Origin of the sequence: Bacillus swezeyi (genome assembly GCF_030908325.1) — a bacterium.
Taxonomy (GTDB): Bacteria; Bacillota; Bacilli; order Bacillales; family Bacillaceae; genus Bacillus; species Bacillus swezeyi.
The window spans coordinates 4,267,030-4,292,954 of sequence record NZ_CP133085.1 but is presented as its reverse complement, the minus strand read 5'-3'; the positions used below and the strand labels follow the sequence as shown (position 1 = coordinate 4,292,954).

Genomic DNA, 25,925 nt, shown 5'->3' with positions numbered 1-25,925 from the left:
ACAAAAAGACCGGTGTCATTTTAAGTGATTTGATACTTTTTATTCAATAAAATGTCATATTTTTCTTGATGGTCGCCGTGAAATCGCTTATGATAAAAACAGATACATAAATAAACCCGGGGGGCATAAAGATGAAAAAATGGTTTGCTGCTTTGCTTTCAATAGGTCTCATCATCGGTTTTTCCTATAGCACCGGAGATGCGGCAGAAGCAAAAACAAAGGTGAAAACGTATAAAAATTGCAAGGCGTTAAATAAAGTCTATAAAGGCGGCGTTTCCCGCGCTAAATCAGTGAAAAACAAAGGCGGAAAAACGAAGTACAAGCCTTATGTATCAAAATCGTTGTATGACGCCAATAAAAAGCTTGACCGTGACAAAGATAAGATTGCTTGTGAACGTTAAGGTATATGTTACAGATTCCTCAAATGAGGGATCTTTTTTTGATTGATGGATGCTTTATGAAAATGAAAGACTGCTGAAACATAATCTTTACAGTATAAAGCTATACTTTTGTAGCGAATGGCAAGTAAAGAGCAAAAGGGGAGTGGATAATGTGCCGACGGGTTTAAAAAAATGGGTGATGTCTTTATTGATCGGGATTTCTTTCGGTTCAGTGATGTTTGCGTCTAATACGATTGCTGCGAAGCCTCACATAGTGGATGTGATCGCGCACAGAGGCGCCTCGGGATATGCGCCTGAAAACACAATGGCTGCTTTTGAACGGGCGCTGAAAATGAAATCGGATTATATTGAATTAGATGTTCAGATGTCAAAGGACGGGGAGCTTGTCGTCATCCATGATACAACTGTGAACCGCACGACAGACATTGATTCACAGCTTCCGGTTCCAGTTCAGGATCTGACGCTTGATGAGCTTCGCAAGCTTGATGCTGGCAGCTATTTCGGATCTGAGTTTACCGGTGAGCGCATTCCGACATTTGAAGAAGTGCTTGATCGATATAAAGGAAAGATCGGCATGCTGATTGAATTAAAGGAGCCTGCACGCTACCCGGGAATTGAAGAAAAAGTGGCGGCCGCACTGAAAGAACGTCGGATGGATAAGCCCAAGCATGATAAAGTGATCATTCAATCATTTAACTTTGAGTCGGTACGAAAGATTCATGAACTGCTTCCATCCATGCCGACAGGCGTTTTAACTTGGCTCAGCTCAGACTTAACAAATGTCAAACTGAAGGAATTCTCCGGATATGCCGACTATGTGAACGCCAACTTAAAAAATGTGGCGGCCGATGCTACACTCGTTTCCCGGATTCATGCGCTTGGAATGAAAATTACGCCGTGGACCGTCCGTTCACGCGCTGAAGTTGCGCCGCTTTTGCAGGCTGGGGTGGACGGGATTGTGACAGACTACCCGGATTACGTGCCGAAAAAAACACGTTAAAAAAAACGCGCTTCTTATCAGGAGGCAGTATGAACAGCTGAGAGCCTGCGGAACACTGCAGGCTCTTGATTCATCAATAGAATTGGGCCAGCAACAACAATGTAAGTGTGACGGTGATCGCTCCGCCGATCCTAGTGGATACTTGGGCAAACGGCATAAGCTCAAGACGTTCAGCCGCGCTGAGAATGGCGATGTCCCCCGTACCTCCCTGACCGGAATGGCAAGCGTTGATGATGGCGGTTTCGATCGGGTACATATTCAGCCATTTTCCGGTGAAAAAGCCGACTGTCATCATGGTGACCACGACAGAAACGATCGTAATAATGTTGGCAAGATTAAATGCAGCGATCAGTTTGTCCCACGGTGTCATTGAAACACCGATGGCGAAAAGCAGCGGATAAGTCACAGCAGTCGAAAAGAAGCGTGATACACTGAAGGCTCCGCTTTCTAAATTAGCGGGCGCCAAACGAAACAGTTTAATGGCAACGGCAAGCAAGAGCATCATGACAGGTGCAGGAAATCCAAATAAGTCATGGGAGAGCATGCCGACTAAATATAGTGAAACAGCCAGTATCCCGCCAGACGCAAAATTGGAGAGATTAAAAACGCTTTCTTTTTCTTGATCGTTGTTCTCGAGCAAAAACGAATCATCACTTTCGGAACGGTCGACTTTTCCATTGCCCGTCCATGCCGGCTTTTTCTTTCCGATCACATTTAAAACCCCTGACAAAATGACGGCGCTTAAGCTTCCAAACATAATAGAAGGAATCACTAATGCGAAAGCTTCTCCTTGAGACATATGCATAATCTCCGAATAGCCGATGGACAGCGGGATGGCTCCTTCTCCGACTCCTCCGGCCATGATCGGAATGACAATATACAACAGTGTATGCTGAAATCCAACGCCGAGCATTGTGCCGACGATTAAGCCGACAGCTCCCGCAGCAATGGACCCGGCAATCAGCGGGATAAAAATTTTAAGAAATGCTTTGATCAGCGTTTCTCTTTTCATCCCTAAAATGCTGCCGACCACAATGGAGGCAATAAATAGATAAAGAAAGTTTGAGTTTTCTGTAAATTCAGTCGTTGATTTTACAATATCTTCAGGAATCAAGTGATAATAGACGATGGCCGAAGGTATAAATGTAGCGAGAATCGCGGCGCCGCCAACAGAACGGATGAACGGAATGGATTTTCCGATTTGCGCGAATGTGAAGCCGAAAAACCCCGTGACAGCGATTGCGGTCAAAATATCGCTTTTTAGATCATGCATATACACAAATGTTGCGATCAAAGCCAGCAGCAGCAAATATACGGGCAGCGGAATAATGCCGACTTTTATATTCATTGCTTTGGCAATAAAGTTTTCGTCCTTTTCATTCGATGTTTGAAAAGGAATATGTTGAACTTTTGACTTTGCTTCCATATACTTTCCCCCATTCTTAAGTGCAATCCCTTTGCTGAGTTATTTAACTAAATTAAGTATACTAAAAAAATCAAAATTCAGACAACCGTGAAAGAAGGCCTACTGATCTTCACACGGGTTTTGCCACAGCCTGCTTACAGGTTGATTTCATAAAACGGCACGTTTCATATCGTTTTTCTGTGCACAAATGATAGCCGGCATAGACCATGCTTCCCGAATTACCTGTTTTTTCAAAAAAAAACGACACAAAACGGCTGTTAATCCGTCAAAAATAAATCATAGATTTAGGCATCGAGACCTTTTTTCTTGATGACAGCTGTTTTAAACAGCCGGCTTTCAGGCACAGCTCGTGAAAGCATTTGCGACAAATGGTACAAGCTCGGCTAAATATCCAATGAAAGCTTCCGTTTTTGATTGAATATAGAATATATATCAAATAAAAAAGATTATGATACTTTAAGTTGTTTATTTATAGAGTCAATAGTCTTATAAATATTTGTATTATCATCACAAAGAAATATATTTTATATATTTTTTAAGGTAATTCAGGTTGAAAAGTGGTAATATATTCGAGTGCAAAAAAGAAACGGAGATTTTTAATGAAAGACCCTGATGAACGGGGTTTTTTTATCTTACTTAAATGAATAGGAGAAGAACATGGAATATATACTACACTACTATCCTGCAGCGATGATTGCGCTGATCCTTATCGGTTTTTTAGGCTGCAGAAAAAGTCCGCGTTTTAAAAAGCCTTTGATCATCATGTGTCTGATCACAAACGGCGTTTATATTGTCTGGCGGTTTGGCTTTACTTTGCCGAGCTCGGGACCAGCCGATACAGCAATGGGTGTGATCCTGGTTGCAACCGAGTGCATCGGATTTTTTCAGCTGCTGATCTTTTATACGCTCGTTTGGAAGGAAAAAAAGCGGAATCCCGAGCTGCTGGATGATCAAGACCAATGGCCGAGCGTTGATATTTTAATTGCCACCTACAACGAGGAACGCCATGTCCTGAAAAAATCGGTGGCCGGATGCCTTAACCTGGATTATCCCAAAGAGCTTGTCAATATTTATCTTTGTGATGACGGGAAGCGTTCAGACATAAAAAAGCTGGCTGAAGCGTTCGGTGTTCATTATTTGATGAGAGAAAACAACGAGCATGCGAAGGCTGGCAACTTGAATCATGCCATGAGCTGTTCGAGCGGCGAACTGATTGTGACGATGGATGCCGATATGGTGCCGCTGCCTTCGTTTTTGCGAAAGACCGTCGGCTATTTTAAGAAGAAAAAGGTGGCTTTTGTTCAAACGCCGCAGGCCTTTTATAACGAAGATCCTTATCAGTACAACCTGTTCTCAGGCGCGAATATCCCGAATGAGCAGGACTTTTTTATGAGGAGGCTTCAAGCCGGGAAAGACCGTTTTAATGCAGTGATGTATGTCGGCAGCAATACTGTTTTCAGAAGAACGGCTTTAGAGGAAATCGGCGGTTTTGCGACCGGCGTGATTACGGAAGATATGGCGACGGGGATGCTGCTGCAAACGAAATATCAATCTGTTTTTGTCAGCGAGGTGCTGGCTGTCGGCCTGGCGCCTGAAACATGGACGGATTTACTGAAACAGCGTGACCGCTGGTGCAGGGGAAACATTCAGTGCGGCAAGAAGTGGAACCCGCTTTTCTTAAAGGGCCTGACCCCAATGCAGCGTCTCCTTTACTTTGACGGCATTCTCTTTTGGTTTTTCGGTGTTTTTAAAATGGTATACATTTTAGCGCCGCTGTTGTTTTTGTTATTCGGCATACATAGCTTAAAGACTGATCTATGGTCGATTACTTCTTTTTGGCTGCCTGCGTTTTTGGGCTCCTATCTTTCATTCAAAGCCGTCTCCGACAGGCAGCGCAGCATGAGCTGGAGCCATATATATGATACGTCCATGGCTCCGCATATGGCGATGTCGGCTTTATCTGAATTTATATTCAAAAAACGGTTTGACTTTAAAGTAACCCCTAAAGGAGTCAATACCGACCGGCGGAAATTCAAATATATGACAGCCTATCCTTGCGCCATTCTGCTTGGCATGACGATTGCGGCTCTCGGCAAAACGCTCTATGATTATCTGATTCTTCATACGTTTGATATCAATGTGACGTCATATAATTTATTCTGGGTTCTTTATAATATGGCGGGGCTTATACTAGCGCTGCTCGTTGCTTTTGACAGGCCGAGGTTCCGAAGCTCTGAGCGTTTCAGCATCAACAATACGGCATCCTTTTCGACAAGCAGCTCGGATCAAAAACATCAGTGTGAACTGAAAGACGTAAGCGATACCGGGGCGCGCATCAGACTGCCTTATACGAATGATGCCGAGGTGTATTATCAAGTTGACAGCCTCGTGCTTGACAAGGTCGGAAAAGTGCCTGTTCAAGTGATCTGGACGACGAAAGACGGGGAAGATATTGAAATCGGACTGCGGTTTGAGGAGATGGAGCGCGAACTGTATATCAAGCTGATCGGCTACATGTTTAATGAGGAAAATGCGAAAAAAGCTGATCGGGAAAAGCGCGCTGATACACTATCAACAGCTGTGCGCTTTTTGATGAAAACAGAAAAAAGCCCGGATGCATTTAAAAGAAAATATGTCCGCGAGGTTTTTCAAGGAATGGGGACGCTGCTGTTTCCGGCAGCTTCAGATCAGAATCCGCATCAGATTGTAATCAAGGATATCAGTCTGTCAGGCTGTCAAATAGAAACCGATGTACCGCTTGATATCAACGGAAACGTCTTGATTTCAATCGATGAGAAACATCCGGATCAAAGGCCGGCGCTCGTTTGCTGGACAAAAAAGAAAAGAAAGCGATATACGGCGGGACTGAAATTTCTCGATGAACATTCGGGCGGGGCATCTGCCTGATAGTTCAGGGAGACCCGGCAGCATAAGCTGCGGGTCTTTTTTATCATCGATCTTCATGTACAGTCCGCCCCTGTTCAAATTTCATGCTTTGATTCAGCTCGTTTTCTTTAGCGGTTATGTCGAATGGCCGGATTTTAAAAATAAAGGTTTTGCTTCCCAAAGACGATCTGTACTTTTCTACATGGGCTTTGTGAAGCGGAGAACTGTAGTAGCCCGGTACGTATTTATCAAGGAGAGCCTGCATGGCGGATGTGGCTTCATCTAAGTCTGAGATGACAGCCGCTTTTCCAAAAAGAATGACGCTCATATATGCGGTATCTGTTTTTGCGGGAATCGGGTGAACCATTGTTCCGTATTGTTCACTGACCGTAAAGCATACGTTTGGATTTTCATGAAGCATATCCACTTTTCGTCCCTCAGATGCCCCGTGAAAATAAATGAAGCCGTTTTTCCAAACGAAATTCAAAGGAATGACATAGGGGTCTCCGTGAGCGGCCAAACCGAGGTATCCGGTTTGTGCCTCTTCTAAAAATTGGTCAATCTTTTTTGTATCTGTGCAGGCTAGTTGTTTATGGCGAATTGTATGGTTCATTGCATTCACGCTCCTTTTCATTGTTATCATGATTTTAGGTTGTTATTGTCCCTTTAAAAAGAGACAATAATAGAAAACTTGATGAGGTCAGATCATGATAGAACTAACTCCTTTACTCAATAAAAAACTAAGAACACCTTTATATATTCAGCTCTACCAATATATAAAAAAAGAAATTGAAACCGGCGGTTTGCCCCCCGGGACGTTTCTTCCGTCGATCCGCTATTTATGCGAGCATTTAAATCTAAGCAAAAATACCGTTGAGAGCGCCTATCAGCAGCTGACTGCCGAAGGCTATACGGAGAGCAGGGCAAGAATCGGCTTAAAAGTGCTCCCCCTGGAAAAAACACTGATGCCGATCAGTCAATTTCAGGATCATACATCTCGTGAACCCCAAGAAACCAGGAGAGAGTCCGCGGCAAAATATGATTTTAAGTATGGTAATATCGATTTAAGCCATTTTCCACACAAAACATGGAAGCGGTGTCTGCAAGATGCATTGAACAGTGGAGAACCAGATTTATTTTTGTACGGTGATCATAAAGGTGATATTGGCCTGCGAACAGAATTGGCGAAATATTTATTTCAGGCAAGGGGTGTGCGCTGTTCGCCGGAGCAAATTGTCATCTGTTCAGGTACGCAGTATGCGGTCAGCCTGCTTTGTCAGCTGTTCTCTATTAAGGGCGGTTTAGTTGCGGCGGAAAATCCGGGTTATGACGGTGTACGCTCCGTTTTTCTGAACCATGGATGCGCCATTCAGCCAATCGGTTTGGAGCCGGATGGGATTGATTTGTCACAATTGGAGGAAAGCCGGGCGAAACTCGTCTACATTACGCCATCCCATCAGTTTCCGTGTGGGATGGTGCTTCCGATTCAAAAGAGGTTGAAATTGCTGGAGTGGGCTTATCATCATGGCGCCTACATTATCGAAGATGACTATGACAGTGAATTCCGCTATCAGGGACAGCCTATTCCGTCTTTAAAAGCGCTCGATACAAAGGAAAATGTCATTTATTTAGGGACCTTTTCAAAATCCTTTCTCCCGGCGGCCAGATTGAGTTATATCGTCCTGCCTGCGGGGCTGACAGACCAGTTTCAGGAAAAGCTCGGCCGCTACAGCCAGGCTTCCTCTCCTATCATTCAAAGAGCGATGTATTTGTTTATGAAAGAAGGCTTTTTTGAAAGACACATTCGAAAAATGAAAAAAGTGTACCAGGAAAAGCATAAAACATTGATATCAGCTATTGAAAAGCATTTCGGGGATGAAGCAGAAATCATCGGGGAAAAAGCGGGGCTCCATATTTTATTGAGGATCAAACGGCAGGCGGACGATATCATACAAAAAGCAGAAAAGCTTGGTGTAAAGGTTTATCCCGTATCAGATTTTTGGATTCATCCTCATGACAGCACCTCTTCCGTTATAATGGCGGGATTTGGAGGACTTTCTGAAACAGAAATTGAAGAAGGGATCAGCCGACTGCATAAAGCATGGTTTTCATCATTCCTGCGGGAATGGTAAAAAAATGGCGGTGCCAGACCGATATTAAGATGGATCCAGTTAATAGAAAGCGGGAAAAATGGTGAAAAAAACGAAGCTGATTCTTCTGCTGTTTATTCTGACAAGTGCTCTGTACGGATGCGCAAGCCATGAAGCAAGAGGAGAAGAAAAGACAGTACCAAAAGCGGTGCAAAAAGCGCCAAAGCAGTCAAAAAAGGAACCTCAGCAAAACAAAGAGAATCTTGATACATCCGCTTGGATAAAAGTGAAAGGCCCGGCCCGCATTCCGATTCTCATGTATCACAGCATCTCATCTGGGAACAGTCTGCGCGTACCGGAGGAAGAATTCCGCGGACATATGAAATGGCTCAAAGAAAACGGCTATTATACACTGACGCCTGAAGAAGCTTATATCGTTTTAACGCAAGATCAAATGCCGCGTGAAAAATGTGTGTTGATTACATTTGATGACGGCTATACAGACAATTTTGCGAAAGCCTACCCGATTTTGAAAGAAAACGGGATGAAGGCGACGATTTTTATGATTGGCAAATCGGTTGGCAGAAAGAATCATTTAACCGAAAAACAAATGGAAGAAATGAGCCGAAACGGGATTTCGATTGAAAGCCATACGATCAATCATGTCGAGCTGAACGGATTGACACCTGAACAGCAGCTGAATGAAATGACGCGTTCCAAAACATTGTTTGACGGCATGTTCAATCAAGAAACAGCGCTGCTGAGTTATCCGGTCGGGCGCTATAATGAAGACACGCTGGGACTGGCTGAAAAAGCGGGCTATAAAATGGCTGTGACAACAGAGCCTGGGGCGGCTTCAAGAGATCAGGGGATGTATGCGCTGCATCGGGTCCGCATCTCGCCGGGTATGTCGCCTGAAGCCTTTGGAAGAACAGTGGAACATAACAGGCAATAAAAAAAGGCGGCTTTCTCGGAGGTGCCGCCTTTTTTATTTTTCTGGATGCTGTTTTGTCGCGTCCATTACAAGCCGAAGATTCGGACGCATTCCTTCAGAAGGCTGCCGGCGTCCTTCCTGGCCGGGCGCAGACTCTATCACTTTCAAGAAAACAGGCGGTGAGGATGCCTGCCGGACCGATGTTTTACTTTTAGCCGGTTTTTGATAGGATCTGTTGTTTCTTTTATCAAAAAAGAATGAATACAGGATCAGCAGTGCAAATAAAACCAGTAAAATGATCATATGGGAAAAAACCTCCTCGTCATGAACTTCTTCTTTTAATATCGAACAAGAGGGCGTAAAGTTTTACATGTTATGTCTTAAAATCAATTTTTTGTGACTTTTGAATCAATTTTAAAGTGGGTTCATGTTGTCTTTACATCTTTCCCAATCCGCCGTCAGGTTAAACAAAACTTTAAAGGGAGATTATTTTTTTAGGGCCGCCGCTGATATGAATATGAAAGGTTGAAAGGTAGGAGAAATGGATGATCCGGCTGCCAGCCGCATGAGGATGCAGCCGTTGCCAATAGAGAGAGGTGAAACTGCTGTTTATGCCGCGTTGCGGAAACGATCAATCTCCGCCGCCCCCGCCTCCATCTCCGCCTCCGTCTCCTCCCCATGAATCGCCGCTTCCTGAGTCGTATGAGTCAGAACCGCCAAAGAAGAAAGATGAAGATCCGCCATCTGAACCCCTTCTGCCAGACGGTGCCGAGGCGGAATGAAGGATGAGCAGCAGTACGATGAGTCCGATAATGAAAATGATCATATGAAGACCTCCTCAAAAATATAATATCGTTTTTATACGAAAAAAAGAATTGAAAGGTTTCGAATTTTTGTCAATTCATCGTTTTCAACACCAAGAAACAGCATCAAGTCTTTCTCCCTGATGCTGTACCGCAGTTTGGTAACCGTATTTTTCCAAACGGCTGCGCAACAGCTCCTGAATGTCTTCGAGTCTTCAACAATCATGATATTCGTCATATTGAACACCCCTTTAAACGAACTCAGGCTTACCGGTGACCGCATCTATTTAAGAGTATTTTAAAAGGGTGTTTTTCATGTGAGAGTTATGATTTTTTGCAAACCATTCCATGCTTATTCAGCTCTTGTGAGTTAAAATAGGGATAACCGTATCGGAAAGGAGAGGATCATATGACAAAGTACAGAGGTTATATCGGAACATATACAAAAGCAGACAGCGAAGGGATTTATACATTCGAGCTGGATACGGAAAAAAAATCGTTGAGCACGCCAAAGCTCGCTGCAAAATTGGGAAGTCCGACATATTTGAACATCGCCAAAGACAATAAAATGCTTTACGCCGTTGCAAAGGACGGCGATAAAGGCGGTGTTGCCGCATATCAGGTTGACGGGCTGACAGGAGAACTGACTCTCGTCAATAAACAAACTGGAGACGGACCATCACCGTGTCACGTCAGTGTCGATGATGATAATCGCTATGTTCTTTCCGCCAATTATCACAGCGGAACGATTGCGTCTTATCCTTTAAACGAAAGCCGCGGCTTACTGGAGCCGGATTCAGAAGCGAAGCATGAGGGGACAGGTCCGCATGAGAGACAGGAAAAAGCGCATACTCATTATGCCGGTTTTACACCTGATGAAAACTATGTGGTGGCCGTTGATCTGGGAATCGACAAGGTGATCACTTATCGATTGCAGGAAGGCAAGCTAGAAGAAGTGAAAAGCCATGCCGTTGCACCAGGATCCGGACCGAGACATATCGTGTTTCATCCGAAAGAAAAGTACGCATATGTGATGACTGAGCTGAGCAATGAAGTCGTCGTGCTTGAATATCATCCTGCTTTGGGTGAATTCCGTGAGCTGCAAGTCATCTCCGCATTGCCCGAAGATTTTGACGGTGCAAGCCAGGGAGGCGCGATCCACGTCGCGAAAGACGGCAGGTTTGTATACGCTTCAAACCGCGGACATGACAGCATCGCTGTCTTCAGTGTCAACGAATATTCGGGCGAGCTTTCCTTGGTTGAACACGTTGCAACTGCAGGGCAATGGCCGCGCGACTTTGTTCTTGATCCTACTGAACAATTTTTGATTGCTTCCAATCAGGAGACAGGGACACTGACATTATTTGAAAGGGATCAAAAAACGGGCAGGCTGTCGCTTTTACAGTCTGAGGTTCCTGCTCCTGAAGCGGTTTGTGTGAAATTTTCAAACATGTAAAAACGAAAAAAACTTGATTGGCAGATAGGCCAATCAAGTTTTTTAGCTTTATATAAAACTAGTTAATCGCTGTCATTTTACCCCGCGTCAAGTTCTTTTTTGACCTTGATAAACGCCACCATCTGCTTGATTTCTTCTTCAGAAAGAAGCGCCCCATCGACCGTCAGCTTGAGCTTGTCCCATTCCGTCAGTTCAATGGATTTGTTTTTTCGCTTCCCATTATGGAGATCGTCAACTCTGCCAAGCAAATAATCGGTTGAGGTGTTGAATAAATCAGCGATTTCGATCAGAGCCTCTAAAGAAGGGCGGCGATAGCCTGATTCATACCCCGCATAAGTGCTTTTCGCAATACCGAGGCGGTCGGCTGTATATTGCAGTGACCATTTTTTATCTTTTCTCAGTGTAGTTAATCGATCTAAATTCATATATTACGCTCCTTTTGATTCACAGTGATTATAGCACATAATGAGTAAAAGTGTACGCGAAATGAATAATGTTTCTTGATTATTTCACATTTGAAGACTATAATTGCATTAAAGGTACGCATAAAGCGTATACAATGCTTATATGTCAGCCTTCTTTTATACAATGATCATGCATTAGACGATATAAAACTACTTCTTAAAGAGGTGTAGCACATGAAAAAATTACTGCTGTTAACCACCGGCGGGACCATTGCTTCAGTAGAAGGAGAAAACGGACTGGCTCCGGGGGTTAAAGCGGAAGAGCTTCTCAGCTATTTAACTGATGACCACTCCAATTATACGATAGATTGCCAATCTTTAATGGATATAGACAGTACAAATATGCAGCCTGAACACTGGGTGAAAATGGCGGATGCGGTTTTTGAGAACTACAGCCGCTATGACGGGTTTGTGATCACACACGGTACAGACACGATGGCCTACACATCGGCAGCGCTTTCATACATGCTTCAGAGTGTGGATAAGCCTGTCGTGATTACGGGTTCTCAGGTTCCGATCACATTTAAGAAAACGGATGCAAAAAAGAATATTAAAGATGCGGTCCGCTTTGCCTGTGACGGGATTGGCGGAGTGTACGTCGTCTTTGACGGACGTGTCATTTTGGGAACGAGAGCGATCAAATTAAGAACGAAAAGCTACGATGCTTTTGAAAGCATCAATTATCCTTATATCGCTTTTATCCACGACAAGGAAATCGAGTATAACAAACGGGTTTCTGAAGTGAAGCCGAACACATTGAAGATCGATACTTCCTTGAACACAGATGTTTGTCTTTTAAAATTGCATCCTGGATTAAAGCCTGAGTTTTTGGATTGTCTGAAAGATTCATATAAAGGCATTGTCATAGAGAGTTACGGAAGCGGCGGCATTCCTTTTGAGGAAAGAAACCTTTTGGAAAAAGTAAACGAGCTGATCGATTACGGGATCATCGTTGCCATTACGACGCAATGCCTTGAAGAAGGAGAAGACATGAGCATTTATGAGGTCGGCCGAAAGGTTAACCAGGATGCCATTATCCGCTCCAGAAATATGAACACCGAAGCCATCGTACCTAAGCTCATGTGGGCCTTAGGGAAAACCGGAGAGCCCGGCGAGGTTAAAAAAATCATGGAAACACCGATTGCAGACGACATCATCATTTAAAAAAGAAAGCAGGGTTATCAAATGAAAGCTCAGATGACATATCGGACGGAAAAGGATTTTCTCGGAGAAAAAAATATCCCGGCCGATGTCTACTACGGTATTCAAACATTACGGGCAGCAGAGAATTTTCCTATCACAGGGTATAAGGTTCACGAGGAAATGATCAAAGCATTGGCTGTGGTAAAAAAAGCAGCCGCACTCGCCAATATGGAAACGAAACGCCTCTATAAAGGCCTCGGCGAAGCGATCGTCCAAGCGGCCGATGAGATTATCGAAGGCAAGCTTCATGATCAATTTATCGTTGATCCGATTCAGGGCGGTGCCGGGACTTCAATGAACATGAATGCGAACGAAGTCATCGGAAACCGTGCGCTTGAACTGCTTGGCCACAGCAAAGGGGAATATATTCATTTAAGTCCGAATACACACGTCAACATGTCGCAATCAACAAACGATGTATTCCCAACGGCCATCCACATTTCGACGCTCAAGCTGCTGGAAAAGCTGCTGCATACGATGGATTACATGCTTGAAACCTTTAAGAAAAAAGCAAGCGACTTTGACCATGTCATTAAAATGGGGCGCACTCATCTCCAGGATGCTGTTCCGATTCGTCTGGGCCAGGAGTTTGAAGCGTACAGCCGCGTCATCGAGCGCGACATCAAGCGGATTAAACAGTCGCGTCAGCATCTGTATGAAGTCAATATGGGCGCCACCGCGGTGGGAACGGGATTGAATGCAGACCCGCGCTATATTGAACATGTCGTCACATACTTGGCGGACATCAGCGGCCTTCCGCTCGTCGGCGCTGACCATCTAGTTGATGCAACTCAAAATACAGACGCTTACACAGAAGTATCCGCGGCATTGAAAGTCTGCATGATGAACATGTCCAAAATCGCGAATGACCTTAGGTTAATGGCATCTGGTCCGCGTGCGGGACTGGCTGAGATTTCTCTGCCGGCGAGACAGCCGGGGTCATCGATCATGCCTGGGAAAGTCAATCCTGTCATGGCCGAGCTGATCAACCAGATCGCATTCCAGGTGATCGGAAACGATCATACGATCTGCTTGGCTTCTGAAGCAGGCCAGCTCGAACTGAATGTCATGGAACCTGTACTCGTGTTCAACCTTCTTCAATCGATCAGCATCATGAATAACGGATTCCGTTCCTTTACGGATCATTGTTTGGCAGGCATTGAAGCAAATGAAAAACGTTTAGAAGCATATGTAGAAAAAAGCGCAGGCGTTATTACGGCCGTAAACCCGCACCTCGGGTATGAAGCAGCCGCCAGAATTGCGAGAGAAGCCATTCTGACAGGTCAGTCGGTCCGCGATTTATGTCTGCAAAATGATGTATTGACAGAAGAAGAGCTAGATCTGATTTTAAATCCGTTTGAAATGACAAAACCGGGTATTGCCGGGGCTGAGCTTTTAAATCGGGATTAATTGGGAGACAGGCGGAAACACTCTGAATCATTTTACCGGGATAGAATACAGAGTGTTTTCGCTTTCCTTTAAAAGCTTTAAGAGGAAAAAGGAGAACAGCGGTGAAGTATGAATGTGCCAGCTTTCTTGCATACGCTGCGGATGAAAGGAACGGCGGCTGATTACACGGACGTCCTATCCAAATACCGCCGTCATCACAGCCTGTGAAAGTTGCCTTTTTCATGATATACTGTGTTTTGTTATTTAAATTTTTAAGAAAAACTTGAAGTAAATTGCTATTTTTATGTAGTTTCTTTTGTAAGCGTTTCATTTAATAAGGGGGAATTAGGAGATGAAAAATATACGGTTGCCGTCAATGCTCGAAATCATTTGTGTACTAGGTGCATTCTTAGCAATAGTTTGTTCATTTACAGTTATGTTTGAGTTACCCATACAGCTGGCATTGTTCATTTCATGGTTTTTGGTGATCTTGCTCGGACTGCGTCTCGGGCACAAATATGAGGATTTGCAAAAATCGATTACAACAGGGATATCAAATGGACTTGAAGCGATACTCATCCTGATTGCTGTCGGTGCTCTGATCGGCACATGGATAGCCGGCGGGGTTGTGCCGACTTTGATTTTTTACGGGCTTGAGTTTATTCACCCGAGCATATTCCTGCTCGCCACGCTCATTATTTGTTCGATTACCTCTGTCGCAACAGGAACGTCCTGGGGAACCGTCGGGACAGCCGGAATTGCCATGATGGCCATCGGGGAAGGGCTTGGACTTCCTCTCCCGCTAGTCGCCGGAGCCGTTTTGTCAGGAGCCTATTTCGGGGATAAATTATCACCGCTTTCCGACAGTACAGTGCTCGCTTCTTCTTTATCAAAGGTCGAAGTCATCACCCATGTCAGAGCGATGCTGTATTTATCCGTTCCCGCATATGTGATCACGGCGATACTGTTTACAATTACGGGCTTTATTTATGGAAGTAAAAATGTAGACTTGGCTAAAGTTGAATTTTTGAAATCGTCTTTGCAGAACACGTTTGATATTCACATTTGGATGCTGATTCCGGCTGTCATTGTCATCGTTCTGCTGGCGATGAGAAAGCCGTCGGTACCGACGATTGCAATCGGTGCTCTCTTAGGCGCGATTTGGGCGGCGGTATTCCAAGGAATGAATTTTGCCGATGCGATTGGAACAGCTTACGACGGTTTTTCAATCGACTCGGGGATCGAGTTTTTGGACAAGCTTTTAAACCGCGGCGGAATAGAGGGAATGCTTGGCTCTGTCGTTGTCATTATTCTTGGACTCGGTTTTGGCGGGCTGCTTGAGCATTTAGGTGTTCTGAAAGTGATTGTTTCGAAGTTCCAGAAAAAGCTGACATCGGCCGGAAATGTAACGTTCTCAACCATCATCGTCGCCTTCTTGGCCAATGTGTTTGGCAGCGCGATGTATGTCTCGCTGATTTTAACGCCGAAAATCATGGAAAAAAGCTATGACAAGCTGAATATTGACCGGAGAGTACTGTCAAGAAACGCGGAGGTCGGGGGTACGATGACATCGGGAATGGTTCCGTGGTCAGATAACGGAATATACATGGCTAGTATTCTCGGCGTCTCGACCTTCTCTTATCTGCCGTTCATGTGGCTGAGCTTTGTTTCCATTGGAATTGCTATTATTTATGGATATACAGGGAAATTTATCTGGTATACGAACAAAAAGGATTCGCCGGTGCAGTAGCTGATCTTTAACAAATCTTTGGAGGTACTCTATTATGAATGGCAATAATATTATTCGAAATTTGATGCTGGAGATCCCTTCAGCACCCGGAAACCTTGGAAAAGTGACAACTGCGATCGGCCTTGCCGGCGGTGATATCGGGGAAGTTGAAACGATCAAGGTCGGGCCGAATTATACAATGCGTAACATCACCGTTCAAGTTGAACATGAAGAACAGCTGACTGAGATTCTTGATGTGATCCGCAATTTAAAAGAAGGCATCCATCTTCACACCGTTTCAGATGATGTCCTTGCCGCGCATGAAGGCGGAAAAATCCACATGAAGAGCAAAATGCCGATTCGTTCATTGGCAGACTTGAGACGGGTCTATACTCCAGGTGTCGCAAACGTATGTGAGATCATTAAAGAGGAACCGCAAAAAGCAAAGATTTATACCGGTATCGGCAATACGGTGGCCATCGTGACAGATGGAACGGCCATCCTTGGGCTGGGGGATATCGGGCCGGTTGCCGGAATGCCTGTTATGGAAGGAAAAGCGGCGCTTTTTGACCAGCTGGCCGGCATCAGCGGGATGCCGATTCTGCTTGATACGAAAGATCCTGACGACATTGTGCAGACGGTCAAAAACATTGCGCTCGGATTTAACGGCATTCTTCTCGAAGATATCGGTTCTCCGCATTGCTTTGAAATTGAGGAGCGCTTGAAAAAAGACTTGAATATTCCGGTGATGCATGATGACCAGCATGGCACTGCGGTAGTCACGCTGGCAGCGGCGATCTCAGCCGCTGAGAGCGCCGGCGTCGACTTAAAGCAGGCGCATGTCGGTCAAATCGGACTGGGTGCTGCAGGTGTTGCCATCTGCCGGATGTTTATGGCTTACGGGGTCAAACGGGTTGTTGGAACAGATAAATCAATGGAAGCGATGGCCCGTTTAGAAAATTACGGCGGCCATGCGGCTGAAAGCATTGAAGAGTTGATGGAAAGCTGTGACATCATCATCGCAACGACCGGTGTTCCGGGACTGATCAATAAAAAATGGGTTCGTGAAGGCCAGGTGATTTTGGCTCTTTCCAATCCAAAACCGGAGATTGAGCCTGAAGATGCGCTTAAGGCAGGTGCCGCATACGCCGCTGACGGACGGTCCGTCAACAATGTACTTGGATTCCCGGGCATATTCAGAGGTGTGCTAAATGCTGGAGCGGACTCAATCAGCCATCCGATGCTGGTTGCCGCTGCCGAAGCGATAGCCTCTTGTACAAATCAAGGAGACTTGGTGCCTGATCCGCTGAATCCTGACGTTCATGAGATCGTCGCTGAGGCAGTGGAAAGAGTTGCGCTGTCTGAGATGGGAAAAATGAATGAATAAAGAAAACAGCTGCTGCTTTATCGCAACACAGATAAGGCGGCAGCTGTTTTTCTTGCAAAAGTCAGCGGAGACTCCACAGATTGAAAATGAATGTATAAAAGATTCGGTTCAGTGAAAATCCAATGGTTATGCAAAGCGCTGATGATAAGGCCTTGATCAACCAGCCTTTTTGTGAAAAGCGGGATTTCTTCCTGCAATATGGCGATTTCCGCCATGTTCAAGGCGATGCCGTTTTGATCAAGCGCTTCAAACATGATTTCTTCCATCCCGACACCACGGCTCTGCCTTCCCTGAATCCTGACATTTAAATGCCGTTTAATGCTGACGGAACAAACGCCGTTTTCAACGTGGGGCTCCCCATTTAAAATTTGTCCAAACTGCCGGCAAATCGTTTGAAAATGATGCATACCGCAAAACCTCCATTTTGACTGTCACATGATTTTATGAATGGCATCATTTTTTCATGATGATTTAAAAATGGAAGGTTCATCAATGCGGTTATTTTATGATTTCTTCGCCGCCCGGTTTGTTCGCGTAGTTATACATAAAGCCCATCATAAATGCGCCGCCGACCAGATTTCCCAATGTTACCGGAATGATATTGTGGATTGCGCCGGCCAAAGAAATGGTATCAGGATGGTCGGTCACTAAGGCGACAGCAAAGGTGGCCATGTTCGCAATGCTGTGTTCATATCCGGAAATAAAGAAAGTAAAAACAAACAGCATCATAGAGAACATTTTCGCGCCGTCTCCCTTTTGCGCCATCGGAACAAAAAACGCCAGACAGACAAGCCAGTTACAAAGAATCGCTTTAAAAAACAATTCAATTGTAGGCGTATGAATTTTATGCTCCGCAACACTCAGTAAAAAGCCGGTGGAAGATGAATCCTTGAATAAGCCGGTTGCAAAGATGAGGCCTGCAAAAAAGACAGCGCCCATTAAGTTTCCCGCATAGCTGAATCCCCACATCTTGATGACATCGGCCCAGCGCATTTTTTTGCGAAGTGCTGCAAATGTATAATAAAACGTGTTTCCCGTGAATAAATCTCCCCCGCCATAGACAATCAATATAATGGCGCCCCCAAATGTGATCGCTGCAATCGGATATGTGAAAGGAGATTGCTCAAGATAAAAGAGGTTCCCCGTTTTAAATGCGACGATCACGCCGAATCCGATGAACATACTTGCCAGTATAGAGCGCAAAAGGTAACGGAGTCGGCTTTGTACGAAAATTCCGTATTTTTTTAAAGCAAGCTCTTCAACTAGAATAAGCGATTTAGTTTCCATGTTTACCACCACCATCAAGTGTTTACTTAAGAAGTCTTTTTAATACGACTTAAGTATATCAGGATATTGTGAAGTATTTCACATATTTAATGACTTTTATGTGAACGGCCATCATGTAAGCTTTGTGGAAGCCTAACCCATCGAGCGCTTTTCATTTCTTCAGCATTTTTGTATAAAGTGAATGGGGGTGACAGAATGGACATCAAAACAGTTATTGAAAAAGCGGTGCAATCAGCCGGACGCAGTCTCTCGATCAGGCATGTAAGAGAAGTAGGCGGAGGCGACATCAATCACACTTTTCTTGTGGAAACAGATGAAACGTATTTGTTCGTCAAAGTAAACAAGGGTGTGCCTTCCGACTTTTTTGAAAAAGAAGCCATGGGACTTCAAGAATTGAGGAAAACAGGGGCTGTGAAAGTGCCGGAAGTGATTGCCTATAATGAAAAGAGCGCTCCGGAGCGCTTCCTCGTTCTTTCATATATCAAAAGTATTCGGTCTTCAGGATCGGAAGAAGAATTAGGAAGACGTCTCGCTGCCATGCATCGAACGGAAAAGCCTTATTACGGATTGGCATATGACAATTACATCGGCACATGTAAGCAGGAAAACGGCGTGTATGACAGCTGGCAGGCTTACTATCGGGATCAAAGGCTGCTTCCGCAGATCATGGCCGCCCGGGAAAAAGGATTATTAAACGACCAGCAGGCAAAGCGCCACATCCGGCTCGCTGAAGCCTCCGGCTGCTGGCTTCCGGACGACCCTCGTGCATCTGTTCTGCACGGTGATCTATGGGGAGGCAATTGGATGACGGGGGAGGATGGCTCTCCATACCTCATTGATCCGGCTGTTTTATATGGGGATTATCGCATGGATCTGGCGATGACCGCTTTATTCGGCGGTTTTTCTGATCGGTTTTACCGCGCTTATGAAGAGGCGTCGGGTCAGCCCCTTACCCGGGAAGTATGGCCGCTCTATCAGCTTTTTTATATCTATTTGCACTTGAATTCGTTTGGAAAAAGCTATTTGGTTCATGCTGAGAGAATTGTACAGCGGTATATCGGTTAAAAACAGAATGTCGTCTAAGTGCAGGTAAAAGATACCGATTTTGTGACAGCTTCAGGACACCCTTCATAGGGTGTTTTTTAGTTGATAAACATGGGTTTGCAAGTCGGTATGGTAAATAAAACCTATTTGTTGTCAAAAAAAGTTTAAACTTTCTTCAATATTTGGCCACAAAATGATCCAAATTTTAGGTAATTAGATCTTTTTTTCTATAAACAAACGGTGTAAATTACTTATATAAGAAGTACAAAGATTGATTTATAAGTCTATTGGATTATTTTTTGAACAATCACACCTGAGGGAAGTTCCGAGTGTCGTCCCTCATGATTTTGTGAAGTATTGAACAAGTTTATTTATCATGATCTGTGATCAACAATGGAAATGGAGGAAGCAGGGGATGAACGAATTAATCTTAGCCAGATTTCAATTTGCTTCAACGACGATTTTTCACTTTATTTTTGTTCCGATGTCCATCGGGCTTGTCTTTATGGTTGCTTTGATGGAGACCCTTTATGTTGTGAAGAAAAAAGATATGTACAGGACGATGGCTAAATTTTGGGGGCACTTATTTTTAATTAACTTTGCAGTCGGTGTTGTCACCGGCATCTTGCAGGAATTTCAGTTCGGGATGAACTGGTCGGAATACTCCCGCTTTGTCGGCGATGTATTCGGGGCTCCGCTCGCTGTTGAGGCTCTCTTGGCTTTCTTTATGGAATCGACCTTTATCGGCCTGTGGATTTTCGGCTGGGACCGCCTTCCGAAAAAGATTCACTTGCTGTCCATCTGGCTTGTTTCACTGGGCACAATTCTGTCGGCGTTTTGGATTTTGGCAGCCAACTCATTTATGCAGGAACCTGTTGGTTTTGCCATCAAAAACGGCCGTGCGGAAATGACTGACTTCTTTGCAATCATTAAGAATCCGCAGCTATGGGTGGAATTTCCGCACGTGATTTTCGGCGCGCTGGCTACCGGTTCGTTTTTTATTGCCGGTGTGAGTGCATACAAAATGCTGAAAAAACAGGAAATGCTGTTTTTTAAAAAATCTTTTCAGATTGCGATGGTTGTGGCGCTGGTTTCCGGTATCGGAGTTGCATTCAGCGGACATGAACAGGCGCAGCATCTGATGAAAAGCCAGCCGATGAAAATGGCCGCAAGTGAAGCGCTTTGGGATGACAGCGGTGATCCGGCTGCGTGGACGATGCTTGCCAATATTGATACGGACAAGCAGGAGAACAAATCTGAACTCAGCATTCCTTATGCACTCAGCTATCTTGCGTATAAACAGTTCAGCGGAGATGTGCCTGGAATGAAAACTTTGCAGAAACAATATGAAGAAAAGTATGGCGAAGGAAACTACATTCCTCCGGTGAAAACGACGTTCTGGAGCTTCAGGATTATGGCTGGTGCAGGCATGTTAATGATCGCTGCCGCTTTGACAGGTCTTATCCTCAGCTTCCGCAAAAAGCTTGAGACAAGCAAGTGGTTTTTGCGGGGGATGGTTGCTCTGATCGCGTTTCCGTTCATCGCAAACACGGCAGGCTGGATCATGACTGAGATCGGACGCCAGCCATGGACGGTCTTTGGCATTTTGACGACCGCGCAGTCTGTTTCACCGAACGTTTCGGCGGGAATGCTGCTGTTCTCGGTCATCGCGTTTACTGCGATTTATCTCATACTGGCAATCATCCTTGTCTACTTGTTTATCCGCGAGATTAAAAAAGGGGCTGCACATCATGATCACCATCATGAGGATTCCGTATCGACAGACCCGTTTGATCAGGAGGTTTACCATGGTATCTCTTAATGAGCTTTGGTTCATATTAGTCGCTGTGTTGTTCGTAGGTTTTTTCTTTCTGGAAGGTTTTGATTTTGGCGTCGGCATGGCGACCCGGTTTCTCGGCCGCAATGAGCTTGAGCGGAGGGTGATGATCAATACGATCGGCCCCTTCTGGGATGCGAACGAGGTCTGGCTGCTGACGGGCGGAGGCGCAATTTTTGCCGCGTTTCCGAATTGGTATGCAACCATGTTCAGCGGGTACTACATCCCCTTCGTCTTTGTGCTGCTTGCCTTGATCGGACGGGGTGTCGCTTTTGAGTTTAGAGGGAAAGTGGAGACCGCTAAATGGACAAAAACATGGGATTGGGTCGTATTTTTCGGCAGCCTGCTGCCTCCGTTTTTGTTCGGAGTTTTATTCACCAGTATTCTACGGGGGATGCCGATTGATGCTGAGATGAATCTACACGCCGGTTTTACAGATTACGTCAATGTCTATTCCGTCACTGGAGGAGTCACCGTCACGCTTCTTTGTCTCTTGCACGGGTTGATCTTTATTACACTCAGAACAGAAGCCGATTTGCGCGATCGTGCAAGACAGCTCGCTAAAAAAATCGTATTTGCTGTTTTGGCAGCGCTCGTCGCTTTTGTTGCACTGTCTATTTTTGAAACGGATCTGTTTACAGGACGCGGACATGTGACGATACCGCTTGCCGCTCTGATTGTCGTCTGCTATGTGCTTTCCATTATATTTATGAAACAAAAGCGCGATGGCTGGACGTTTGCCATGACGGGAGCGGGGATCGCGCTCACAGTGGCGACGATTTTCACGGCGCTGTTCCCGCGGGTTATGATCAGCTCGGTCAAAAGCGCATATGATTTAACGGTTTACAATGCTTCTTCAGGCGACTATTCTTTAAAGGTCATGACGATTGTAGCGCTGTCATTGCTTCCATTTGTACTGGGCTATCAAGTCTGGAGCTACTATGTATTTCGGAAACGGGTCAGCAGTAAGGAGCCAATGATTTATTAATGGGAAAAGATCTTTTTCAATATAAAGGAATGAAACGAGTTCTCGCGGTGCTGACTGTATTGACCTGTGTCCAGGGCGCCGCGATCATCATGCAGGCTGAGTGGCTTGCCGAAGCGGTGACCCGCCTTTTCAACGGCGAACGAATCGCCTCTGTTCATTTATTGGTCATCTTCTTTTTGGCGGCGTTCCTTCTCCGTCATGCCATCACGCTTGTCAAGCAGCGGGCGGTTTATGACTACGCCGCCAAAACGGGTGCCGACATGCGAAAAAGCTTCCTCGAGAAGCTTTTTCAATCCGGTCCGCGGCTGGCAAGGAAAGAAGGCACCGGACACGTGGTCACACTTGCGATGGAGGGGATTGCCCAGTTCCGCCGCTACTTGGAGCTGTTTCTTCCGAAAATGATCAGCATGGCCGTTATTCCGGCGGCGGTCGTCGGCTATGTTTTTTTCAAAGACAGATCATCTGCCGTCATACTGATGGTCACGATGCCGATCTTAATTGCCTTTATGATTTTGCTCGGATATGCCGCGAAGAGAAAAGCAGACCGCCAGTGGAAGACGTATGAAACGCTCTCCAACCATTTCACAGACTCGCTGCGCGGGTTGGAAACATTGAAATTTTTAGGGTTAAGCGGTTCACACGCAAACAATATCTTTCATGTGAGTGAACGATATCGGAAGGCGACGATGAGCACGCTTAGGATCGCCTTTCTATCATCGTTTGCCCTCGATTTTTTTACGATGCTTTCCGTGGCAACGGTGGCCGTTTTTCTCGGCCTCGGTCTTGTTGAAGGGCACATCATGCTCGGCCCTGCTCTTGCAGTCCTGATCCTGGCTCCTGAATTTTTTCTTCCGGTCCGCGAAGTCGGCAATGACTACCACGCCACATTGAACGGACAGGAAGCAGGCAAGGCGATCAAGGAAATCCTTGCCGCTCCTTCATTTAAGGAAGAGACCCCGCTTCAGCTTGCTGAATGGTCAGACAGGGATCAAATAAAACTCAAAGAAGTATCTGTCCAGCATGATGAAGAGGATCGCCATTCTTTGACCGATGTTTCTCTTTCTTTTAAAGGGAAGAGAAAAATCGGCATCATTGGTGAAAGCGGCGCCGGGAAGTCAACGCTTATCGATGTGCTGGGCGGTTTTTTAGAAACGAAAAGCGGAGTGATTGAAGTCGGCGGCACAGAAAGAACACACCTGCAGGCGGAAAACTGGCAGCGGCAGCTTCTTTATATTCCGCAGCATCCGTTTATTTTTCCGGATACATTAAGCGCCAACATCCGTTTTTATCACCCCGGCGCTTCACCTGAAGAAATTGAACGGGCGGCAAAGGCCGCGGGGCTTGCACAGTTGATTGAACAACTTCCTTCAGGGCTTGAGGAACGGATTGGCGAAGGAGGAAGGGCGTTGAGCGGGGGACAGGCCCAGCGGACAGCTATTGCCCGGGCCTTTCTCGGAAACCGTCCGATTCTGCTGTTAGACGAGCCGACCGCACACTTGGATATTGAAACGGAATATGAGATTAAGCAAACGATGCTGAAACTGTTTGAAGACAAGCTTGTCTTTATGGCGACCCATCGGCTGCACTGGATGCTTGATATGGATGAAATCATCGTGCTCCAGGATGGGAAAGTGGCTGAAACCGGAACACATCAAGAACTGATCGAAAAGCGCGGAGTTTATTACGATCTTGTGCAGGCGCAGTCTTTTGGGGGTGCATCATGAAGAAAGAAGACCGGTGGGTGCTGCCGTATGTAAAGAAAAATATGAAGCTGTTTATCATTGTGGTTTTGCTCGGCGGACTGACAGTTTGCTCCGCGGCTGCTCTGATGTTTACGTCAGGCTATTTGATTTCCAAAGCCGCGACCCGGCCGGAAAACGTGTTAATGATCTATGTGCCGATTGTCGCCGTCCGCACATTTGGGATTTTACGGTCTGTATCGCGATATGTGGAACGGCTGACAGGCCATCACATGATATTAAAGATTTTATCAGATATGCGTGTTCGGCTGTACCGGATGCTGGAGCCGCAGGCTTTGACGTTGCGTTCGCGCTTTCGTACAGGCGATATGCTCGGCATTTTGGCGGACGATATTGAACACTTGCAGGATATGTATTTAAAAACGGTATTTCCCGGACTGTCGGCTCTGCTATTGTACGCTGCATTTACCTTTGCGCTCGGCTTCTTTTCCTGGCCCTTTGCCGGACTTATCGCAATCTATGCGGCTGTTCTTGTTTTTCTCGTCCCGCTTGTGTCTCTGCTTGTGACAAGGGCGAAAAACATTGTGCTCAAAAGAGGCCGCAGCCGACTGTACCGTCAGCTGACGGACGCTGTGATGGGTGTGAGTGATTGGGTTTTCAGCGGCCGTCAACACGACTTTATTCGTGTGTATGAAGAGGAGGAACAGAAGTGGCTGGAGGTCGAAAAGAGACGCCGGCGGTTTACGCGCTGGAGGGATTTTACCGTGCAATGCCTCACGGCCGGACTCGTTTTGATGATGCTGATTTGGGCCGGCGGACAAAGCGCTGAAGGTGGTTTGGCCCCTACGTTTATTGCCGCCTTTGTCCTTGTTGTTTTTCCGCTGACTGAAGCCTTTTTTCCGCTCTCTGATGCGGCGGAGGCCATTCCGGAGTATCAGGATTCTTTGCGGCGCATGGAAGAGCTTGAGCCGGAACGGGGGGAGAACGGGCTGGCTGCTCAGGCGGAAAGCGCCGAGGCGGTCGCTTTGGAGGATGTAACACTTCGCTTTGAAGATGTTTCGTTTTCCTATGAACAAGGCCAGCCTGTATTAAACGGCGTGACTTTTACGCTAAGGCAGGGAGAAAAAATTGCGCTGCTTGGTCCGAGCGGTGCGGGGAAATCGACGATTTTGACTTTGATCGAAGGCGCGCTGTCTCCATCACAAGGCAGTGTCTCTTTTAACGGCATCGCGGCTGAATCCCTTCATCATCATATTTCCAGGGTTGTGGCCGTTTTTAATCAGCAGCCGCATCTGTTTGACACGACGGTGTTAAACAATATTCGCCTCGGCAATCCTGATGCGAGTGATGATGAAGTGTACTGGGCGGCGCGGCAGGTAAAGCTTCACGATTATATTGAATCGCTTTCTGACGGTTATAACACCTCCGTCCAGGAAACAGGCATTCGTTTTTCGGGAGGGGAACGCCAGCGAATGGCATTGGCGCGGATTCTCCTTCAGGATGCACCGATCGTTATTCTGGACGAACCTACCGTCGGCCTTGATCCCAAAACGGAAAAGGATCTGTTAGCGACAATGTTCCAAGTGCTTAAAGGGAAGACCGTGCTTTGGATTACACACCATTTGGCCGGGGCCGAAGCGGCCGACCGAATTCTCTTTCTTGAAAACGGAATGATTCAAATGGAAGGAAGCCATAAACAGCTTTTGCATGAAAATCCGCGTTATCAGCGGCTTTATCGGCTCGATGCACCTGTTGCAAGGCTTCCATGAAGATTTTGGAGACAGCTTCAGATGGTGAAGCTGTCTCTTCCGCATTTTATTCCTGCAAATGTTTGGGGGATCTTATACATTTTGCAGGATGTATAAAGTATGATTCAATAGAACTTAATTAAACGTTTGTTT

At 45.7% G+C, this 25,925-nt stretch carries 23 protein-coding genes; 15 read left to right on the top strand and 8 right to left on the bottom strand.

Annotated elements, in window-relative coordinates; genetic code table 11:
* Positions 1–131: 131 nt before the first annotated feature.
* Both RBH91_RS21475 and RBH91_RS21470 read left to right on the top strand, forming a co-directional pair.
* Positions 132–401 (top strand): excalibur calcium-binding domain-containing protein, encoded by a 270-nt coding sequence (locus RBH91_RS21475; protein WP_076759743.1) that lies wholly within the window; start codon positions 132–134, stop codon positions 399–401.
* Between the two features lie 178 nt (positions 402–579).
* Positions 580–1,401: a glycerophosphodiester phosphodiesterase gene (locus RBH91_RS21470; protein WP_307894821.1), complete on the top strand. Its 822-nt coding sequence runs from the start codon at positions 580–582 to the stop codon at positions 1,399–1,401.
* A 73-nt stretch (positions 1,402–1,474) separates the two neighbouring features.
* On the opposite strand, the gene RBH91_RS21465 is transcribed toward RBH91_RS21470, so the two are convergent.
* A complete protein-coding gene (locus tag RBH91_RS21465; RefSeq protein ID WP_307892884.1) occupies positions 1,475–2,827 on the bottom strand; it encodes a citrate/malate transporter CimH in 1,353 nt (450 codons plus the stop codon).
* Between the two features lie 657 nt (positions 2,828–3,484).
* Here RBH91_RS21465 and RBH91_RS21460 point away from each other — a divergent pair.
* Positions 3,485–5,734, top strand: coding sequence for a glycosyltransferase (locus tag RBH91_RS21460; RefSeq protein ID WP_307892883.1), 2,250 nt, complete (start codon positions 3,485–3,487; stop codon positions 5,732–5,734).
* Between the two features lie 43 nt (positions 5,735–5,777).
* On the opposite strand, the gene RBH91_RS21455 is transcribed toward RBH91_RS21460, so the two are convergent.
* Positions 5,778–6,326: a pyridoxamine 5'-phosphate oxidase family protein gene (locus tag RBH91_RS21455; RefSeq protein ID WP_307892882.1), complete on the bottom strand. Its 549-nt coding sequence runs from the start codon at positions 6,324–6,326 to the stop codon at positions 5,778–5,780.
* 94 nt (positions 6,327–6,420) lie between these two features.
* On the opposite strand from RBH91_RS21455, the gene pdxR reads away from it, so the two are divergent.
* Positions 6,421–7,845 carry a MocR-like pyridoxine biosynthesis transcription factor PdxR gene (gene pdxR, locus RBH91_RS21450; RefSeq protein WP_307892881.1) on the top strand — a complete coding sequence of 475 codons (1,425 nt, stop codon included), beginning with the start codon at positions 6,421–6,423 and terminating at the stop codon, positions 7,843–7,845.
* Between the two features lie 61 nt (positions 7,846–7,906).
* On the top strand, positions 7,907–8,758 hold the full coding sequence (locus RBH91_RS21445; RefSeq protein ID WP_307892880.1) for a polysaccharide deacetylase family protein: 852 nt from the start codon (positions 7,907–7,909) through the stop codon (positions 8,756–8,758).
* 33 nt (positions 8,759–8,791) lie between these two features.
* On the opposite strand, the gene RBH91_RS21440 is transcribed toward RBH91_RS21445, so the two are convergent.
* From RBH91_RS21440 to RBH91_RS21430, 3 genes are all read right to left on the bottom strand, one after another.
* A complete protein-coding gene (locus tag RBH91_RS21440) occupies positions 8,792–9,040 on the bottom strand; it encodes a hypothetical protein (protein ID WP_076759731.1) in 249 nt (82 codons plus the stop codon).
* A gap of 328 nt (positions 9,041–9,368) precedes the next feature.
* Positions 9,369–9,563, bottom strand: a complete 195-nt coding sequence (locus tag RBH91_RS21435; RefSeq protein WP_307892879.1) for a hypothetical protein — start codon at positions 9,561–9,563, stop codon at positions 9,369–9,371.
* 32 nt (positions 9,564–9,595) lie between these two features.
* The gene (locus RBH91_RS21430; RefSeq protein WP_307892878.1) at positions 9,596–9,778 is read right to left on the bottom strand and encodes a hypothetical protein; all 183 of its coding nucleotides are present in this window, start codon (positions 9,776–9,778) and stop codon (positions 9,596–9,598) included.
* 171 nt (positions 9,779–9,949) lie between these two features.
* Here RBH91_RS21430 and RBH91_RS21425 point away from each other — a divergent pair, with 171 nt between their 5' ends.
* A complete protein-coding gene (locus RBH91_RS21425) occupies positions 9,950–10,996 on the top strand; it encodes a lactonase family protein (protein WP_307892877.1) in 1,047 nt (348 codons plus the stop codon).
* A gap of 77 nt (positions 10,997–11,073) precedes the next feature.
* Here the strand turns inward: RBH91_RS21425 and RBH91_RS21420 are convergent, their stop codons facing one another.
* The gene (locus RBH91_RS21420) at positions 11,074–11,421 is read right to left on the bottom strand and encodes a helix-turn-helix domain-containing protein (protein ID WP_076759718.1); all 348 of its coding nucleotides are present in this window, start codon (positions 11,419–11,421) and stop codon (positions 11,074–11,076) included.
* A gap of 213 nt (positions 11,422–11,634) precedes the next feature.
* Between RBH91_RS21420 and RBH91_RS21415 the strand changes: the two genes are divergently transcribed.
* The 4 genes from RBH91_RS21415 (at position 11,635) to RBH91_RS21400 (ending at position 17,168) form a co-directional block, all read left to right on the top strand.
* Entirely contained in the window at positions 11,635–12,624 is a 990-nt protein-coding gene (locus RBH91_RS21415) for an asparaginase (RefSeq protein ID WP_307892876.1), read from the top strand.
* 21 nt (positions 12,625–12,645) lie between these two features.
* The gene (aspA, locus tag RBH91_RS21410) at positions 12,646–14,073 is read left to right on the top strand and encodes an aspartate ammonia-lyase (protein ID WP_076759712.1); all 1,428 of its coding nucleotides are present in this window, start codon (positions 12,646–12,648) and stop codon (positions 14,071–14,073) included.
* Positions 14,074–14,404: 331 nt separating this feature from the next.
* Positions 14,405–15,802 (top strand): Na+/H+ antiporter NhaC, encoded by a 1,398-nt coding sequence (gene nhaC / locus RBH91_RS21405; protein WP_307892875.1) that lies wholly within the window; start codon positions 14,405–14,407, stop codon positions 15,800–15,802.
* A gap of 34 nt (positions 15,803–15,836) precedes the next feature.
* Positions 15,837–17,168 (top strand): NAD-dependent malic enzyme, encoded by a 1,332-nt coding sequence (locus tag RBH91_RS21400; RefSeq protein WP_076759706.1) that lies wholly within the window; start codon positions 15,837–15,839, stop codon positions 17,166–17,168.
* Between the two features lie 17 nt (positions 17,169–17,185).
* On the opposite strand, the gene RBH91_RS21395 is transcribed toward RBH91_RS21400, so the two are convergent.
* Positions 17,186–17,575 (bottom strand): DUF1259 domain-containing protein, encoded by a 390-nt coding sequence (locus RBH91_RS21395; RefSeq protein ID WP_076759702.1) that lies wholly within the window; start codon positions 17,573–17,575, stop codon positions 17,186–17,188.
* Positions 17,576–17,666: 91 nt separating this feature from the next.
* On the bottom strand, positions 17,667–18,455 hold the full coding sequence (locus tag RBH91_RS21390; RefSeq protein ID WP_307892874.1) for a formate/nitrite transporter family protein: 789 nt from the start codon (positions 18,453–18,455) through the stop codon (positions 17,667–17,669).
* Between the two features lie 195 nt (positions 18,456–18,650).
* Between RBH91_RS21390 and RBH91_RS21385 the strand changes: the two genes are divergently transcribed.
* The 5 genes from RBH91_RS21385 (at position 18,651) to cydC (ending at position 25,793) form a co-directional block, all read left to right on the top strand.
* Positions 18,651–19,520 carry a fructosamine kinase family protein gene (locus tag RBH91_RS21385; RefSeq protein WP_307892873.1) on the top strand — a complete coding sequence of 290 codons (870 nt, stop codon included), beginning with the start codon at positions 18,651–18,653 and terminating at the stop codon, positions 19,518–19,520.
* Positions 19,521–19,914: 394 nt separating this feature from the next.
* Positions 19,915–21,321 carry a cytochrome ubiquinol oxidase subunit I gene (locus RBH91_RS21380; protein ID WP_307892872.1) on the top strand — a complete coding sequence of 469 codons (1,407 nt, stop codon included), beginning with the start codon at positions 19,915–19,917 and terminating at the stop codon, positions 21,319–21,321.
* Entirely contained in the window at positions 21,308–22,324 is a 1,017-nt protein-coding gene (cydB, locus tag RBH91_RS21375) for a cytochrome d ubiquinol oxidase subunit II (protein WP_307892871.1), read from the top strand. Before RBH91_RS21380 ends, cydB begins: the two co-directional genes overlap by 14 nt.
* Positions 22,324–24,048 (top strand): thiol reductant ABC exporter subunit CydD, encoded by a 1,725-nt coding sequence (cydD, locus tag RBH91_RS21370; protein ID WP_307892870.1) that lies wholly within the window; start codon positions 22,324–22,326, stop codon positions 24,046–24,048. Before cydB ends, cydD begins: the two co-directional genes overlap by 1 nt.
* Positions 24,045–25,793: a thiol reductant ABC exporter subunit CydC gene (cydC, locus tag RBH91_RS21365; RefSeq protein WP_307892869.1), complete on the top strand. Its 1,749-nt coding sequence runs from the start codon at positions 24,045–24,047 to the stop codon at positions 25,791–25,793. Before cydD ends, cydC begins: the two co-directional genes overlap by 4 nt.
* The last annotated feature ends 132 nt before the right edge of the window (positions 25,794–25,925 follow it).